This is a genomic window from Actinomadura rudentiformis (assembly GCF_008923185.1).
In the GTDB taxonomy this organism is placed as follows: domain Bacteria; phylum Actinomycetota; class Actinomycetes; order Streptosporangiales; family Streptosporangiaceae; genus Spirillospora; species Spirillospora rudentiformis.
The window spans coordinates 52,210-67,459 of record NZ_WBMT01000032.1; the positions used below are offsets into that span (position 1 = coordinate 52,210).

The 15,250-nt window shown below is 70.2% G+C and carries 15 protein-coding genes; 3 read left to right on the forward strand and 12 right to left on the reverse strand.

Features of this window, described 5'->3' with window-relative positions:
- Positions 1 to 110: 110 nt before the first annotated feature.
- Together F8566_RS46315 and F8566_RS46320 are read right to left on the reverse strand one after the other, a co-directional pair.
- Complete coding sequence (locus tag F8566_RS46315; protein ID WP_151570241.1) at positions 111 to 1,118, reverse strand: hypothetical protein; 1,008 nt, start codon at positions 1,116 to 1,118, stop codon at positions 111 to 113.
- 203 nt (positions 1,119 to 1,321) lie between these two features.
- Positions 1,322 to 2,038, reverse strand: coding sequence for a FadR/GntR family transcriptional regulator (locus F8566_RS46320; protein ID WP_225994151.1), 717 nt, complete (start codon positions 2,036 to 2,038; stop codon positions 1,322 to 1,324).
- Between the two features lie 137 nt (positions 2,039 to 2,175).
- Here F8566_RS46320 and F8566_RS46325 point away from each other — a divergent pair, with 137 nt between their 5' ends.
- From F8566_RS46325 to F8566_RS46335, 3 genes are read left to right on the forward strand one after another with little or no spacing between them, the layout of a single operon-like run.
- Entirely contained in the window at positions 2,176 to 2,724 is a 549-nt protein-coding gene (locus tag F8566_RS46325; protein WP_225994152.1) for a gluconokinase, read from the forward strand.
- Positions 2,721 to 4,157, forward strand: a complete 1,437-nt coding sequence (locus F8566_RS46330) for a GntP family permease (protein ID WP_151570243.1) — start codon at positions 2,721 to 2,723, stop codon at positions 4,155 to 4,157. Before F8566_RS46325 ends, F8566_RS46330 begins: the two co-directional genes overlap by 4 nt.
- Before the next feature lie 24 nt (positions 4,158 to 4,181).
- Complete coding sequence (locus F8566_RS46335; RefSeq protein ID WP_151570245.1) at positions 4,182 to 4,691, forward strand: DinB family protein; 510 nt, start codon at positions 4,182 to 4,184, stop codon at positions 4,689 to 4,691.
- Here the strand turns inward: F8566_RS46335 and F8566_RS46340 are convergent, their stop codons facing one another.
- The 10 genes from F8566_RS46340 to F8566_RS46380 all read right to left on the reverse strand — a co-directional run bounded on the left by F8566_RS46340 (position 4,692) and on the right by F8566_RS46380 (position 15,228).
- Entirely contained in the window at positions 4,692 to 5,453 is a 762-nt protein-coding gene (locus F8566_RS46340; RefSeq protein ID WP_151570247.1) for a DeoR/GlpR family DNA-binding transcription regulator, read from the reverse strand.
- An 85-nt stretch (positions 5,454 to 5,538) separates the two neighbouring features.
- Positions 5,539 to 5,826, reverse strand: a complete 288-nt coding sequence (locus F8566_RS46345) for an HPr family phosphocarrier protein (protein WP_151570249.1) — start codon at positions 5,824 to 5,826, stop codon at positions 5,539 to 5,541.
- A gap of 39 nt (positions 5,827 to 5,865) precedes the next feature.
- The gene (locus F8566_RS46350; protein ID WP_151570251.1) at positions 5,866 to 6,903 is read right to left on the reverse strand and encodes a zinc-dependent dehydrogenase; all 1,038 of its coding nucleotides are present in this window, start codon (positions 6,901 to 6,903) and stop codon (positions 5,866 to 5,868) included.
- Positions 6,900 to 7,388 (reverse strand): PTS sugar transporter subunit IIA, encoded by a 489-nt coding sequence (locus F8566_RS46355; protein WP_151570253.1) that lies wholly within the window; start codon positions 7,386 to 7,388, stop codon positions 6,900 to 6,902. Before F8566_RS46355 ends, F8566_RS46350 begins: the two co-directional genes overlap by 4 nt.
- Positions 7,381 to 7,689, reverse strand: a complete 309-nt coding sequence (locus F8566_RS51995; RefSeq protein ID WP_225994153.1) for a PTS sugar transporter subunit IIB — start codon at positions 7,687 to 7,689, stop codon at positions 7,381 to 7,383. The genes F8566_RS46355 and F8566_RS51995 overlap by 8 nt, the downstream gene beginning before the upstream one ends.
- Before the next feature lie 33 nt (positions 7,690 to 7,722).
- Positions 7,723 to 8,922 (reverse strand): PTS mannitol transporter subunit IICB, encoded by a 1,200-nt coding sequence (gene mtlA, locus F8566_RS46360; protein ID WP_225994154.1) that lies wholly within the window; start codon positions 8,920 to 8,922, stop codon positions 7,723 to 7,725.
- A 61-nt stretch (positions 8,923 to 8,983) separates the two neighbouring features.
- Complete coding sequence (pfkB, locus tag F8566_RS46365; protein WP_151570255.1) at positions 8,984 to 9,922, reverse strand: 1-phosphofructokinase; 939 nt, start codon at positions 9,920 to 9,922, stop codon at positions 8,984 to 8,986.
- Positions 9,923 to 10,166: 244 nt separating this feature from the next.
- Positions 10,167 to 11,315: a M50 family metallopeptidase gene (locus F8566_RS46370; RefSeq protein WP_151570257.1), complete on the reverse strand. Its 1,149-nt coding sequence runs from the start codon at positions 11,313 to 11,315 to the stop codon at positions 10,167 to 10,169.
- Positions 11,312 to 12,439, reverse strand: a complete 1,128-nt coding sequence (locus F8566_RS46375; RefSeq protein ID WP_151570259.1) for a lantibiotic dehydratase C-terminal domain-containing protein — start codon at positions 12,437 to 12,439, stop codon at positions 11,312 to 11,314. Before F8566_RS46375 ends, F8566_RS46370 begins: the two co-directional genes overlap by 4 nt.
- Positions 12,436 to 15,228 (reverse strand): lantibiotic dehydratase, encoded by a 2,793-nt coding sequence (locus F8566_RS46380; RefSeq protein WP_225994155.1) that lies wholly within the window; start codon positions 15,226 to 15,228, stop codon positions 12,436 to 12,438. Before F8566_RS46380 ends, F8566_RS46375 begins: the two co-directional genes overlap by 4 nt.
- Positions 15,229 to 15,250 lie beyond the last annotated feature (22 nt).

Consider the following 15,250-nt stretch of genomic DNA (forward strand, 5'->3'; position numbering starts at 1 on the left):
GGGCATGAACGCGCGCTGGAGCCGATTCCGTGTACGCGGCGTCCATGCGCAACCCGATGAAGCACGCCGCCTGAAGACCGCCAAAGTGGGAACGCCGCACCCGGGACGCGTCAGGCGGTTTGGCGGGCCACCCAGTAGTTGACGCGGCCGCCCGCGTGGACGACGCGGTTGACCAGGAAGTCCGTGCCGTTCACGTGCAGGATCCGGGTCTCCTCACGCTCGTTCGTACGCGGGTCGGGGTACGTCCGCGGGTTCTCGAACTGGAAGACCACCTCGGGAGGCGTGCCCCTGAAGAAGGGCGGGAAGTAGTCGAACCGCTGGCCGTCGTTCACCCGCTGGATGACCTGGTACTGGTCGGGCTTACCGGTCACGGTGCGCCGTTGGAACAGCCAGTCGACCACCACCGTGCCACCCTCGCCGGGCGTGCGCGGCGTGGGGGTGCCGGTCAGCTCGTTCTCGCCATCGGCGAAGACCAGCGCCAGCTCCGCGCGCCACGTTCCGGCGGGCATCCAGCCGCTGATCCCGGTGGGCTCGAAGCCCGCCCGCCCCCATTGGTCGCGGTGCGCGCCGAGCAGTTCCTGCTGGGTGGGCAGGTCGGTCTCGGGCTCCCCGTCCCTCACCTGCACGTGGTAGAAGATGAAGCCGTCCCGCCGCATGTTCCTGCAGAGCTGGAAGTGCTGCCCGCCCTTCACACGGTCGCGGCAGTTCGTCACGATCTGGGTTTCGGGAGGCGCGTGGACGCCGACGGAGCCGTAGACCGTGTACTCCTTCGGCGTTCCGTGGAAGACCGGGAAGTAGTTGATGCTGGCCGATCCATCCGGCTCGTGGGCCGTCTGAACCGTCTGGTACTCGGTGCGTCCGTGCACCGTGCGCTGGAAGAGCGTGGAATCGAAGGGCTTGGGCTCCCGGTTGATGATCGGCTCGGTGGTGAACTCGTTCGTTCCCGGGTTGAAGATGTACTGCGGTGCGACCCGGTGCCACATCGAGTGCGGGACCCAGCTGCTCGTGCCCTTCAACGCGAAGTCGGACGGCCCCCACCGGTCGCGGAACACCTCCATCGCCTGGGCCGGGGTGGGAAGCTCCGCGGCTGCGGGTTCCGCTTGGACGGGATCGGCCATCCCTAGGAGCGTGAGAACGGATGTGGTCGAGGCAAGAACCGCACGGAGACCGCGCATGGTCGTGAACCCTCCAGGAGCCGGTGACACCCCCCGCCTTCATAGAAACCACGAATGTCAGCCTCTCTGGGTTCACATGGGCCGGGGGTCGCGAGCATGCCGCAGCCGCTGAACACGCGCCACCCGTGCTCATTCACCACCCGTGCTCATTCACCACCCGTGTCCAGGGCGTCGCCGCTCAGCATCGCCTGCGTCGCTTCTTCGACGATGTCGCGCATGGCGCGTTCGGCGGACGCCGCGTCTCCGGCTTGCACGGCCTGCGCGACTTCGGCGTGCCAGCTGATCGCTTTCGGCTCGGGACGTGAGGGCATCAGATGGTGGTGGGTGCGGCCGGTCAGCACGGAGGCCACGACGTCGCCCAGCACCCCCAGCATCTCGTTGCCGGACGCCTCCAGGAGCGTGCGGTGGAAGACGATGTCGGCGTCGAGGTAGGCCTCCAGGTCCCCCGACCTGCCGTGCACCGCCATCTGCATGACCGCGCCGGTCAGGATGCCGCACTGGGCGGGCGTCGCGCGGCGGGCGGCGAGGGCGGCGGCGACGGGCTCGATGCCGCGGCGCAGCTCGCTCAGTGACCGCAGTTGCTCGTCACGGCCTTCGCCCTCGAGCCGCCAGCCGATGATCTGGGGGTCGAACAGGTTCCAGCCCGCGCGCGGGGCGACGGTGATCCCGACCCGGCGGCGGCTGCTGACCATGCCCATGGCCTCCAGCACCCGGATCGCCTCGCGGATCACCGAACGGGACACCCCGAAGCGGGACTCCAGCTGCTCGATCCGCAGCACCCGGCCCGGCGGGAACTCTCCCGAGGTGATCAGCAGGCCGAGCTGGTCGAGGACGCTGCCGTGCAGCCCGTCGTTGTCCGCCACGGTCCCCAATCATCACACATTTGGGCAGCTTGCGAGGCATTGCGCAGCGAAAGATCTGACTAATGGGCCTTGGTGCTTGTATAGAGAAGATGATTCATGTCACACTCACCCAAACGTCATCTGAAGGGCTCTCAGTGATGTCTCCCACCCCCCATCCCACGCCGGCCGCTCCGCTCCTTGTCGTCATGGGCGTCTCGGGCTCCGGCAAGACGACCTTCGGCGCCACGCTCGGGCGGCGGTTGCGGGTGCCGTTCGCCGACGCCGACGACTTCCACGGCCCGGCCAACATCGCCAAGATGTCGGCCGGCATTCCGCTCGACGACACGGACCGGCTCCCCTGGCTGCGCGCCATCGGCGCCTGGCTCGCCGACCACACCGGGCGCGGCGGCGTGGTCGGCTGTTCGGCGCTCAAGCGCGCATATCGCGACCTGTTGCGGGAATGTGCGCCCGGTGTCGGCTTCGTACACCTGCACGGTCAACGTGACGTCGTGCGGCGGCGTGTGGCGAGCCGCCCCGGTCACTTCATGCCCGCCTCGCTGGTGGATTCGCAGTACCGGACCCTCGAACCCCTCGAACCCGACGAGCGCGGGGTCGTGCTCGACCTCGACGCCTCTCCCGACGACCTCGCGGACACCTACCTCGCCATGACGCACTCCACCATCGGCATCCCGGAGGCCGGCCAATGAATCTCCTCGCCCTCGCACCACCGGAACAGCCCATCGCCGGCGGCGGCCAGCTCGTCCTGGCCGCGCTCCTCGGCATCGGATTGATCGTCGCGCTCATCTCCTGGCTCAAGGTGCACCCGTTCCTGAGCCTGACCCTCGGCTCGCTGACCGTCGGCCTCGTCGCGGGGCTGCCGATGGCCGACACCGTCGGCGCCTTCGGCGACGGGTTCGGCAGCACCGCGGCCAGCGTCGGCGCGCTCATCGCGCTCGGTGCGATGTTCGGGAAACTGCTGGCCGACAGCGGCGGCGCCGACCAGATCGTCGACACCATCGTGGGCCGGGCCGGCCGGCGTTCGCTTCCGTGGGCGATGGCCCTGGTCGGCGCGCTGATCGGCCTGCCGATGTTCTTCGAGATCGGCCTGGTGCTGCTGATGCCGGTGATCTTCCTGGTCGCCCGGCGGTCCGGGCTGTCGCTGATCCAGGTCGGGATACCCGCGCTGGCCGGGCTGTCGGCCATGCACGGGCTGGTGCCCCCGCACCCGGGCCCGCTGGTGGCCATCGACGCGCTCAAAGCCGACCTCGGCGTCACCCTGGGCCTGGGTGTGCTGGTCGCGCTGCCCACCATCGCGTTGTCCGGGCCGCTGTTCGCGCGTTATGCCGCCCGCTGGGTGAACGTGCCCGCGCCGGAGCTGTACGAGACCAGGGAGAAGGTGCCCGCGCAGGCCGGAGACACCGACTCGCAGGCGTCGGGTGGGGACGCGTCCACGGCGGACGCACCCGAACGTTCCCGGCCCTCGTTCCGCCTCACCCTCCTCACGGTGCTGCTGCCCGTCGTGCTCATGATGGGCAAGGCGCTGGCCGACATCTTCGCCGACGAGGGCGCCAGGGTCCGCACCGTGCTCGACAACTTGGGCACTCCGCTGGTGGCGCTGCTCATCGCCGTCATCGTGGCGACGTTCACCCTCGGCCTCGGATCAGGCATGGACCGCGGGCAGATCTCGACGTCGCTGGAGCGATCCCTGCCGCCCATCGCCGGCATCCTGCTCATCGTGGCCGCGGGCGGCGGCTTCAAGCAGACACTGGTCGACACCGGGATCGGCAAGCTCGTCGCCGACTGGGTGGACGACAGCGGCATGTCGGTGCTGCTGCTGGCCTGGGTGGTCGCGGTGCTGATCCGGCTCGCGACGGGGTCGGCGACCGTCGCGACCGTCACGGCGTCGGGCATCATGGCGCCGCTGGTCACCACTCTCGACAGCGGCGAGACCTCGCTGCTGGTGCTCGCCATCGGTGCGGGCTCGCTGTTCTTCTCGCACGTCAACGACGCCGGATTCTGGCTGGTCAAGGAGTACTTCGGGCTGAGCGTCGGGCAGAACATCAAGACCTGGTCGATCATGGAGACGATCATCTCCGTGAGCGGGCTGGTCTTCGTCCTCGCCCTGGGCCTGATCATCTAGACCTGGCCAACTATCGTTGCGGTCATGGTCATCCCGCCGTCGGCGCAGCCCGCCGTCCTGAACGCGGCGCTGCGCGATCAGTTCGAGGTGTTCCTCGAGGAGTATCGATCCGCGATGCACGACAGCCTCAACGGGCTGACAGAGGAGCAGGCGCGCCGGTCGCTGGTGTCGTCCAAGACCACGCTGCTGGGTCTGGTCAAGCACGCCACGTTCGTGGAGAGGGTCTGGTTCGACGAGGCGATCAGATGCCGGTCCCGTGCTGAGATCGGCATTCCCGCGACCCCCGACGAGTCGTTCGATCTCGACGACGGCGACACGATCGCCTCCGTCCAGCGCGCCCACCAGGAGGCCTGCGCGGAGTCCCGGCAGGCCACGGCGGAGCTGGCGCTGGACGACCTCGTCCACGGCAACCGCCGGGGCCCGCTGCCGCTGCGCTGGGTCTACCTCCACATGCTGCGTGAACTGACGCAGCACTGCGGCCATGCCGACATTCTCCGCGAGCAGATCCTCCACGGCATCCCGCACCGCGGCTGATCAGACCCGGACGACCTCCGGGCCCGCGGCGGCGATCCCGGCGGCGAGCTCGGTGTCCAGACCGGTGTCGGTGATGACGACGTCGATCTCGTCGAGCGTCCCGAAGCGCACCAGGTAGTCGTTGCCCATCTTGGTGTGGTCGGCGAGCAGGATCCGTCGCCGGGACGAGGTGATCATGGCGCGCTTGACGGCGGCCTCGGCCTGGTCGGACGTGGTCAGCCCGTGCGGCGCCGAGCAGCCGTTGGTGGCGATGAACGCGACGTCCACCCACAGGTCGGCGAGCGGCCGCAGGACCCAGTCGTCGACGGTCGCCAGCGTGCGGCCGCGGACCCGGCCGCCCAGCATGATGACGTTCAGGTTGGGGCGGGTGGCCAGCGTGGTGGCGTGCGGGGGCGAGTTGACGATGACGGTGAGCTCGCGGTCGGCGGGCATCAGCTGGACCAGGCGGGCGGTGGTCGTCCCTGCGTCGATGATGACCGAGCCGTCGGCGGGCAGCTCGTTCAGCGCGGCCTTGGCGATCCGCTCCTTCTCCTCGGTGAGGACGGCGTCGCGGGCCGCCAGTGCCGGTTCGAAGCCCAGCCGTTCCACCGGGATGGCGCCGCCGTGGACGCGCCGGACCGTCCCGGCGCGCTCGAGCACGGTCAGGTCGCGCCGGATCGTCTCGGTCGTCACGCCGAACTCCTCGGCGAGGGCGACCACGTCGACGCGTCCGTTGGCGCGCGCCTGCCCGAGGATCGCCTGCTGCCGTTCTTCGGCGTACATCGTGTGGTCCGTCCTTGAGGAGGCCGTGTTCGTGTGGGTTCATTCTTGTTCATGTTGGGCTGGCGGCGCTCGTTCAGCCGGGCACTCAGACATGGTCGGGCTCCGCCTCGGCGTCCAGGTCCTGCGAGAGCAGGTCGGCGAGCTCGTCCAGGGCGGCGTCGGCCTGGTCGCCCTCGGCCCGCAGGATGACCTGCGTGCCCTGGGCGGCTCCGAGAGCCAGCACGCTCAGCATGCTGGTGGCCGGGACGGGCGCACGGTCGCCGGCGCCGATGGACACGGCGACGGGCTGCCGCGCGGCGGCCTCGACGAAGATCTTGGCCGGCCGGGCGTGCAGGCCCTGGGCCGAGGCGATGGTGACGATTCGTTCGGGCACGACGTCCTCCGTCTGGGCTCGATGGCTTGATGGTCACGTTCAGGGCTCGATGGTCACTTTGATCGCTTCGCCGCGGGCGACGAGGTGCAGGGCGTCGTGTACGGCGGTGAGCGGGAGACGGTGGGTGATGAGGTCCTCCACCGGGACTCGGCCGGACCCGATCATTTCCAGGGCGCGGGCGTTGTGGGACGGGCTGGAGCCGTTGGCGCCGACGAGGGTCAGCTCGCGGTAGTGCACCAGGTTGGAGTCGCACGCGATGATCGGGTCGTCCTTGGGCAGGCCGCCGAAGAAGCTGATCCGGCCGCCCGTCGCGGCCATCTCGATCGCGGTGAGCTGGGCGGCGCCTGAGGCGGCGGCGGTGATGGCCACGTCGGTGCCGCGGCCCTCGGTGAGATCGCGGACGGCCTCGACCACGTCGGTGTCCTCGGTCGCCCAGATCGCGGCGTCGGGCTTGACGATGGCGGCGGCCTGGTCGAGCCGGTCGCGGTTGACGTCGATCAGGAACACCCGGGCGGCGCCGCGGGCGCGGGCCACCCGCACGTGCAGGCAGCCGACCGGACCGGAGCCGAAGACGACGACGTCGTCGCCGTCGCGAACGTTCGCGAGCTCCTGCCCGTTCAGCACGCAGGCCAGCGGCTCGGCCACGGACGCCTCGGCGAACGAGACGTTGCCGGGAATGCGGTTCACCCCGTCGACGGCCAGGACCTTGGCGGGCACGATCATGTACTCGGCGAACGCGCCGTCGTAGTGGTAGCCCATCGACTCCTGCCGCGCGCACACGGTCATCCGGCCGCGCCGGCATTCGGAGCACTCACCGCAGGGGATGGCGGCGATGATCTGGACGCGGTCACCGGGTTCCCAGCCCGGCGCGTCCCCGGAGACGACCTCGCCGGCGATCTCGTGGCCCATCACGCGCGGCGGCGCGATGTGGTGATGCCCGAACCGGGAGATCTTGACGTCCGTGCCGCAGGTCGAGCAGTTGCGGATGCGCAGCTTGAGCTCGCCGGGCCCGGGCTCCGGCTCGGCGGAGTCCTCCAGGCGGATGTCACCGGGAGCATAGAAACGAGCGACCTTCATAGCGCGGAACCTTCTTCCTCGGGCTCTTTCTCCGGCTCCGGGTCTTCGGCGGGCTGGAGCAGCCGGATGATCTCGTCGGCGGTGGTGGCCTCGCGCAGACCCCGGGCCCGGTCGGGGTCGAGCAGGATCTGTGCGAGCTCGGCGAGGATCGCCATGTGGCCGTCGCCGCGGGCGGCGATGGCGATGGCGAGCGTGACGGGGTGGCCGTCCCAGTCGACCTCGTCCGGGAACCGCAGGACGGCGAGCGCGTCCCGGCGTACCGCGTTCTTGCCGGACGCGGTGCCGTGCGGGATCGCCACCCCCTCGCCGAGGTAGGTGGAGATCGATCGTTCCCGTTCCAGCATGCTGTCGGTGTACGCGCTGGTCACGGCGCCGACCTCGGCGAGCAGCCAGCCGCATTGGCGTACGGCGTCGTCGCGGTCCGCCGCCACGGCGTCGAGCCGGACGGCGCGCGGGTGGAGCAGCGCGGCGGCGGGCTCAGACACTCAGATCGCCGCCGTCCTTGATCGCCTTGATCACTTTGTCGACCGCGGGGTCGCCGAGGTAGACCTCGAACGGGACGACGGGCACGTCCGGCGCGCCGCGGCGGGCGCGCTCGGCCAGCCCGGTGTGGCAGACCACCACGTCGGCGTCGGCCGGGATGGAGTCGACGGGGGTGTGCTCCACCGTGACCGGCTGCTTCTTGAGCGCCCTGCGCAGCTGGCCGGCGAGCATGACGCTGCTGCCCATGCCCGCGTCGCAGGCGATGACGAGTTTGCGGATGTCCTTGCCGTTGATGGTGGTCATGATCGGATCTCCAACGTGGGATAGGTGAGGTGTCTAGGGCGAGGTCGGCTGCGACGCGGGCTCGCTCTTGCCGTCGCCGGCGTCCTTGCTGCCGCCGGCGTCCCTGCCGTCGTCGGTGTCCGTGGTGCCGCCGGTGTCCGCGTCTGCGCCGGTGGGCGCGTCGCCGTCCTCGCTCGGATCGGCGAGTTTGCCGAAGCCGAGCAGCGCGGCGCCGACGCCGAACGAGACGGCGGTCGAGGCGATCACGCCGGTGTAGATGCCGATCCAGTTGCTCGCACCCTTGGGGGTCTGCGCGAGGTAGGCGAAGATGCTGCCGGGGGAGGGCGTGGCGACCAGGCCGGTGTCGAACGCCAGGAAGATCGCCACTCCGGTGGCGCCGCCGGCGATCGCGGCCAGGATCATCCGGGGCTTCATCAGGATGTACGGGAAGTAGATCTCGTGGATGCCGCCGAAGAAATGAATGATCATGGCGGCCGGCGTGGTGGGGCGCAGGCGGCGAGGGCCGAAGAACAGGTAGGCCAGCAGCACGCCGAGGCCTGGGCCGGGGTTCGACTCCAGGGTGAACAGGATGGACTTGCCGTGCTCGGCCGCCTGCTGGACGCCCAGTGGCCCGAGGACGCCGTGGTTGATGGCGTTGTTGAGGAACAACACCTTGGCCGGTTCGATCAGGAGCGAGGCCACCGGGAGCACGTCGTGGTCGATCAGCCAGCTCACCGCGTCGCCGGCCCAGCCGGTGACGGTCCGCACGACCGGGCCGATCGCGGCCCGGCCCACCACCGCCATCGCGCCGGCGATGATGCCCGCGGAGAAGTTGTCGACCAGCATCTCGAACCCGGGCCGCACCCGGCCCTCCAGGAGCCCGTCGAACAGCTTGAGCAGGTACGCGGTCAGCGGGCCGATGATCATCGCGCCGAGGAACATGGGTGCGTCGGCGCCGACCACCACGCCGACCGTGGCGACGGCGCCGACGACCGCGCCGCGCTGGTCGTGCACCATCCGGCCGCCGGTGTAGCCGATCAGGATCGGCAGCAGATACTTGATCATCGGGTCGACGAGCTCGGCGAGTTCCTTGTTGGGCAGCCAGCCGGACTCGATGAACAGCGCGGTGATCAGGCCCCAGGCGATGAACGCGCCGATGTTGGGCATCACCATGCCGGCCAGGTAGCCGCCTACGCGCTGGATGCGCGCCCGTACGCCGTCACCGGTGACTTTGGGTGTGTACGCAGTGGCCATCGGGGCCTCCTGTCGGTCGGGGTGGGGTCGGGAGCATGGGACAAGGGATGGGTGGGCGGACCTAGGCGAGCAGGGGACGGTCCAGGTCGGGTTCTGGGTGGAGTCGTACGTCGTCGCGGTCGATGTCGGAGGGGCCCGGCATGCGGCTGGCGGGCAGCCGGACGGCGGCGGCGCCCCAGGCCAGGCCCTCGGCTAGCGCGCCCGGTCCCCGGGCGCCGGCGGAGAGAAAGCCGGCGAGGAGGGCATCGCCCGCGCCCACCGTGCCCTTCGGCGTGTGCACCGGCGCCGTGCCGGCGATGATCCCGTCGTCGTCGACGAGCAGCGCCCCGTCCGCGCCCAGGCTGACCAGGACGGACCTGGCGCCGAGCGCGCGCAGCTTCTCCGCGGCCTCGACCACGTCGGACAGCCGGTCCAGTGGCCGGCCGACCGCCTCGGTCAGCTCCTCCCGGTTCGGTTTGATCAGGTGGGGGCCGGCGGCGACGGCCGCCATGAGGGCGGGGCCGCTGCTGTCGACGGCCACCCGGATCCCTTCCGGGGCGAAGGCCTTGCACAGCTCGGCGTACAGGCCGTCCGGGACACCGGGCGGAAGGCTTCCGCAGGCGGCCACCCAGCTGGCCTGTTCGGCCTCGGTCACCACGACCTCGGCGACCGCGTCCAGCTCGGCGCGCGACAGCGGCCCGCCCGGCTCGTTCAGCTTGGTGACCACGCCGCCGGGCTCGGCGATGGTCACGTTGGAACGGGTGCGCCCGGCAACCGGCACCGCGTGCGCGGTCAGCCCCTCGGCCAGCAACATCCGGTGCAGCTGGTCGCCGTCGGGACCGCCGACCGGGATCACCGCCACCGAGGGCACCCCGTTGGCCAGCAGGGCGCGCGAGACGTTCACGCCCTTGCCTCCGGGGTCCAGTCGCGCCGACCGGGTGCGGATGACGGCGCCGCGGGTCAGCGCGTCCACCTCGACGGTCCGGTCCAGGCTGGGGTTCAGCGTCAGAGTCACGATCATGCCGGACCCGTCCGGGCTCGGCCCGCACGAAGGCTCTCGCCCCGCCGCTCCCGAGCGTGCATGTTGATTCCCTCCGGCTTGTGTTGATTTACCTGTGTTTACGCCCACATGCTTGGAATGTCAACAGTGAGCTGCACAGAAGCAAGCCGGAGAGAACGAACGCCTCGACCGTGAGTGGCGGCCGAGGCGGTCAAAACAGGAGGCGCTGTGGCGTTCCGGCGCCCAGCGCCCGAGAAGAAGGGCCCTAGAAGAAGGACAGCGTCAACGTGAGCAGCCAGTAGGCGAACCAGCATGCCAGCACGGCGCCGAAGACGATCGAGCCCAACCCGTAGAGGCTGTAGATCAGCTTGACACGGCGAGGGTAGGTCTTCAGCCGCTGCGCGGTGCCGGCGTCACGTTGCCTCGCATGGAGCAGCGCCAGCCGGATGAAGCGGTAGCTCTCCAGGCGGAGATTCTGCATCCCGAGAGCGTGGTTGAGCATGAAGTAGCCGTCGAGCTGCAGGAACGGGATGAGATTGGCGACCGCCGAAAGGCTCCCGAAAAGCAGGAGGGCGGCCGCGGCGTGGCGCAGGGCACTGCCCTCCGGAGCCAGCATCCACAGCGGTGCCGCAGGGAGCATCAGGAGCAGGCTGGCGAAGAGACCGGCGAACGCCGTGCACACGCGGTGCCATCGGCGCCTGAACAGCAGCACGTCATTGACCCGGCAGTAGGGCGCGAGCACCGGAAAGCGCCACAGAATGCCGATCTCTGTCGAGGCGCCGCCGAAACGCGTCGCGGTCAGACCGTGCGCGGCCTCGTGGACGGCCACGCTGAGCCACAGGATCAGCATGACCGCCAGTCCTGCCGCCGGCGCCTCCCACAACTGCCGTGCCTCGCCCGCGAGCGTGCCTGCTTTCACGGCGACCAGCACCTGCAGAGCGGTGACCGCGAGGAGCGCGGGTACCACGAAGTACGCGGAGAACAGGAATCGCAAGAACGGCAGGATCCGCCCGAAGAACCGCTGGGGATCGAACAGCGTCACCCGCGCGTTCAGCAGCGTGCGCCGGTCAGGCGCCGATGCTGGCGCCGGGCCGGCTTCCCCCGGTGCGGCCACCTCTCCGGACCCGGTCAGCAACCGGCGGCCGGCCAGGCTCGTCAGGATCTGCCGCCACTGCTCCTCGCCGAGACGCCGGTCGAACTCCTCGGCGTATTCGAGGCCGATCCGCTTCAGGGGAGTGCGGCCGTCCAGCCGGGTCATGATGAAGTACTCCCGCGGCCCGATCTGGTAGTACTTCGCGGCGGCCGGATCCTTCACGTTGTGCACGAGAGCCGCTCCGCTTCGCACGGCGGGGCCGAGCACGATGTCGCCGCGCAGTTGCGGTCGCGCGGCGTCCATCGCGCTGGCCGCGGTCATCTGCGCTCTCCCTTGCCGCCCGGAACGAGGTCGTCCTCCCGCAGCGACCGGTACAGCAGATATGACAGGTAGGACTCGTCGACCACGTTCGCGCCCAGCCGGTTGTTGGTCATGTGCATGTACGGCGCCAGCAGGATCTGCCGGACCAGCACCGGATCGGTGAGGGTCGCGCTGCGTGCGTCCGCTCCTGCCGGGGCCCAGTACGCGCCTCCGTCGCGGACCGGGAAGACCAGCCGGCCGCGCTCGGCGTGGTCGGTGATCCGGGCGTGCAGCTCCGCGCAGTGCTCTGCCCACGCGTGGCTGAAGCTGGTGAGCCGGGCTCGCCGGCCGGTGGTCAGCGCGGTGAAGATGTCCTCGAAGCGGTGCCGCAGGTCGTCGGCCACCTCGGCGTAGTTGTCGTCGTAGGCGGTGTCGCGCTCACCGTTGCCGAGCTTGAACCAGTCATGCCAGTAGTGGTGATAGCGCTCCATGAAGTCGGCGATGGCCTCCCGGTCACCCAGGAAGGACGTGGACATGATCATCATGAGCTGGGTGGCGAGCCCGAGCGTGGAGGGGCGCAGGTGCAGATTCGCCCGCTCGATGAGCTCCAGCACCAGATCGCTGGAACGCTCGAAATGCCATTCCGCGAGCTCGACGCCGTCCGGCCCGCCGTACTTGCCGTACTCGGGCTCGTAGGGGATGTAGTGGTAGGAGTTGTTGGGCCGCAGCGGCATCGGGCCGTCCTTCCCGTACCGCGCGATCCGTTCCTCCTCGCTGTACTCCAGCCGGAACATGTCGTCATAGAAGCCCGCGAGGAACTCCGAATCGACCTCGTAGAGCGCAGGCCGCCGGGCCAGGAAGGCTTCGATCGCGGTCTCGGCGAGCCGGCGCACCTCGGCCTCGGCCCCTTCGGTGACCGGCTTGAGCCGCAGCCGCACATGAGGGCCTTCGAGCCAGTAGTTGATGAAGAAGTACCGGGCCAGGAGGCCGCGGTCGCGCAGATCGTTGACCAGAGGCGCGACGCATTCGGAGAGCAGAGGTTTCGGATCGCTGGCGTAGAAGATGTGAATGGACTGCCACCGGCCACCACTGGCAGGGGTCCCGGCGCCGACCGTCCCTGCGGTCCCGGTCGTTGTGTTCGTCATCTCGGCCTCCTTGGCGCAGGCCCGCCGAGCCGGCGGTTCGCCCGCGTGATCTCGATGGTCTGCTCGGTGACGAAGGCGCCCTCCTCGGTCTGCAGCCAGAGCTGGTCGAGGTCGGGCAACATCTCCTGCATGACCACCCGCCGGCCCGCCTGCCTGGCGAGCTGGTCGAGAAGGCCGAGGGAGAAGTAGCTGTCGAAGTCCACGTACTGCGGCTTGCGCGGAGCGTTGGCCGCGTGGTCCGCGCCGCCGCCCCGCTCCACCGCGGTGGTGTCGACGGTGGCGAAGACGCGGCTAGGCAGCCCGTTGTCGCGCCGCCAGCGCTGCCAGTCCAGGAACCACGCGGCGTCGGAGCCCGCACTCGCCCGGTCCGGCAGGGAGTCGGGATGCATCTTCCAGGTCTGCCGGGTCAGCACCAGGTCGCGGTAGCGGACGCGCGGGTGGCCTCCGATCGCCGCGCCGAGGAGAGGCTTGTCGACCCCGTGCCACAGATCCAGAGAGGCCATCGTCGTGGGGGAGAACAGCAGCAGACCGCGTTGGACCTCGGGCAGCGCCATGGGGGCGAGGAACCCGAGGTAGACGGGGATGACCTCGGTGTCCAGTCCGGGTGCGCGGAGGCGGACACGATCGCTGTCCTCGTCGTGCTCGATCACCAGGTCACCGATCGCCAGCTGGTCGCCGAGGGGACGGAAACTGGTCTCTCCGGGACACACCAGCTCGTACGAGGTGACCGGGGGATGCAGGTTCAGGTTCGTCGTGTCGTATCCGCCGGTCAGCTCGGCGAACACCGCACCCTCCGGCTGCAGATCGGAGAGGATGTCCCGCACCTGCTCCGCCAGCCCGCCGTCGGCCGCGCCCGGGAAGCAGTGGGCGAACCGGGAGAACAGCAGCGTGAGCCCCGAGTAGGTGCGGTTGAGCACGCCCAGCGGCCGGCCGCCGACGTCGGCCACCTGGAGGAAGAAACTGCGCGGGTCGAAGTCCCCCAGGGACGGTGGCAGCTCCCGCGCCACCGCGTCGACGAACTCCTCATCCAGGACGAGCTCCCGGGCCCCGGCGGGCACCTCGGCGTATGCCCGCCGCATCCGCTCGGTCAGCGTGCGGCGGGCGTCGTCGAGTGCGGTGATCTCAGGAAGCCGCAGCCAGTTCTCCAGCGGCACGTACTCGCCGTCGTCGTCGAAGGCACGGCGGCGCTGGGCGGCCTTGATGTACTGGTCGAAGAAGTCACGGTGGAACTCGTGGATGAAACGCAGGACGTCCTCGCACCGGCCGCCCCGCCCGTAACGGGCCAGGAAGAATCCCTTGAGGTTCAGCCGCTGCGGCAGGGTCATGTCGAACAGGGGCAGGATCCGGGAGAGACCCTGCAGCGATGGCAGCAGCGTGTCCTCCCAGCTGTCGCGATCGGCCACCACCTTCGCGCCGGGATGCGCCACGTCCTCGTAGATCAGCGTCCGCGGCGTGGTGACCTCGTCGAGGCCGAGCTCGTGCTGCGCCTCGACGAACTCGGCGCGCACCGCGTCCACCAGCCGGCGGCGCTCGCCGAGATCGGCGCCGGGGAACCGGCCGAGATGGCCGGCGATCAGATCGAGCCGATCCGCGAGATCCCCGGCCCAGGGGCGGCCGATCCGCGCGATCCGGTCGCGGAAGCCGCGCAGCGGGTCATCGCTGTGGATGTCGACCTGCAGGAGCGGCACCGTCAGCAGGCTCAGCCGCAGCAAGCGGCTCAGGTACAGCTCGATCTCCGCGCGGTCGCGCTGTTCCGGGTCCACCAGCAGCAGCTGCTCGGCGAGCTCGCCGAGCCGGAGCCGGGGATGGCGCTCCAGCAGGTCGAGGACCTCGTTGAGCACGGTGCCGCGAGACAGATAGAACAGGTTCTCGCGCAGGGAGTCGAACGTCACCGCCGCCTCGGCGTCCCCTGCCTGCCGGATCCGGCGCACGTAGCGGATCCGGTCGCTGTCGCCCCGCCATCCCGAGGTGGCCTCCACCGGGAGGTCGGCACGCAACCCCGCGTCGTCGGCGATGACCTCGGCGAGCCGGGCGAGCATCGCGACGTTGATTCGCGGATGGCTGCGGCCCGGCCCGGAGACTCCCTCGGCCGACACCACCGTCCCTGTTCCGGTTTCGAACCGGCCCAGGGCCACCGTGGTGAGGGTGCTGAACGGGCTGGTCTTGCAGGCGCTGCGGTAGACGTACTCCAGCAGGGAGCGCTCGATCCGCCGGGCGCGCTTCCCGAGCGGGCCGGGCGGCGCCTCCAGGTACGCCGAGAGGTAGCGGTCGAGCGACGGGGAGGCGAGGAGCAGCCCGTGCCTCAGCCTCGGGTCCCTGGCCAGCCCTCTCAGGTACTCGCGGCGCTGGCGCACCTCGCCGCCGAGGATCCGCTCGCCCGCGGCCAGCAGCTCCTGGTAGCGGGTCCGCAGCTCCAGCCATTCGCCGGGACCGCCCAGGCCGAGTTCTGCGACCAGGCGTCGCGCCCGGTCGGGTTCGCGGGGCATGCGCCGGTTGAAGATGTCCCGCCGGAGTTCGAGCATGCCGCGCCGCAAGCGTTCGTCATCGGTGCCGCCGACCGCCTCCCCCAGGGCGTCGGCGGCCTCGCCTTTGCTCGTCTCCAGCCGGTCCTCCAGCACGAGGACCTCGGAGGCCCAGCGCGTCGTCTCGGTGAACCGCAGTGGCTGGACCGCGTCGACCGGCAGCCCGCCCAGCCGGAGCATGAACAACGGAGTCAGCAGCAAGCCGTCGGTCTGGGCCGCTTCTGCAGCCGTCCGCTTTTCCGGAGCCGTCCGCACGCTCTCTCTCACTGCCCCAACCTCTCTCGTGCCG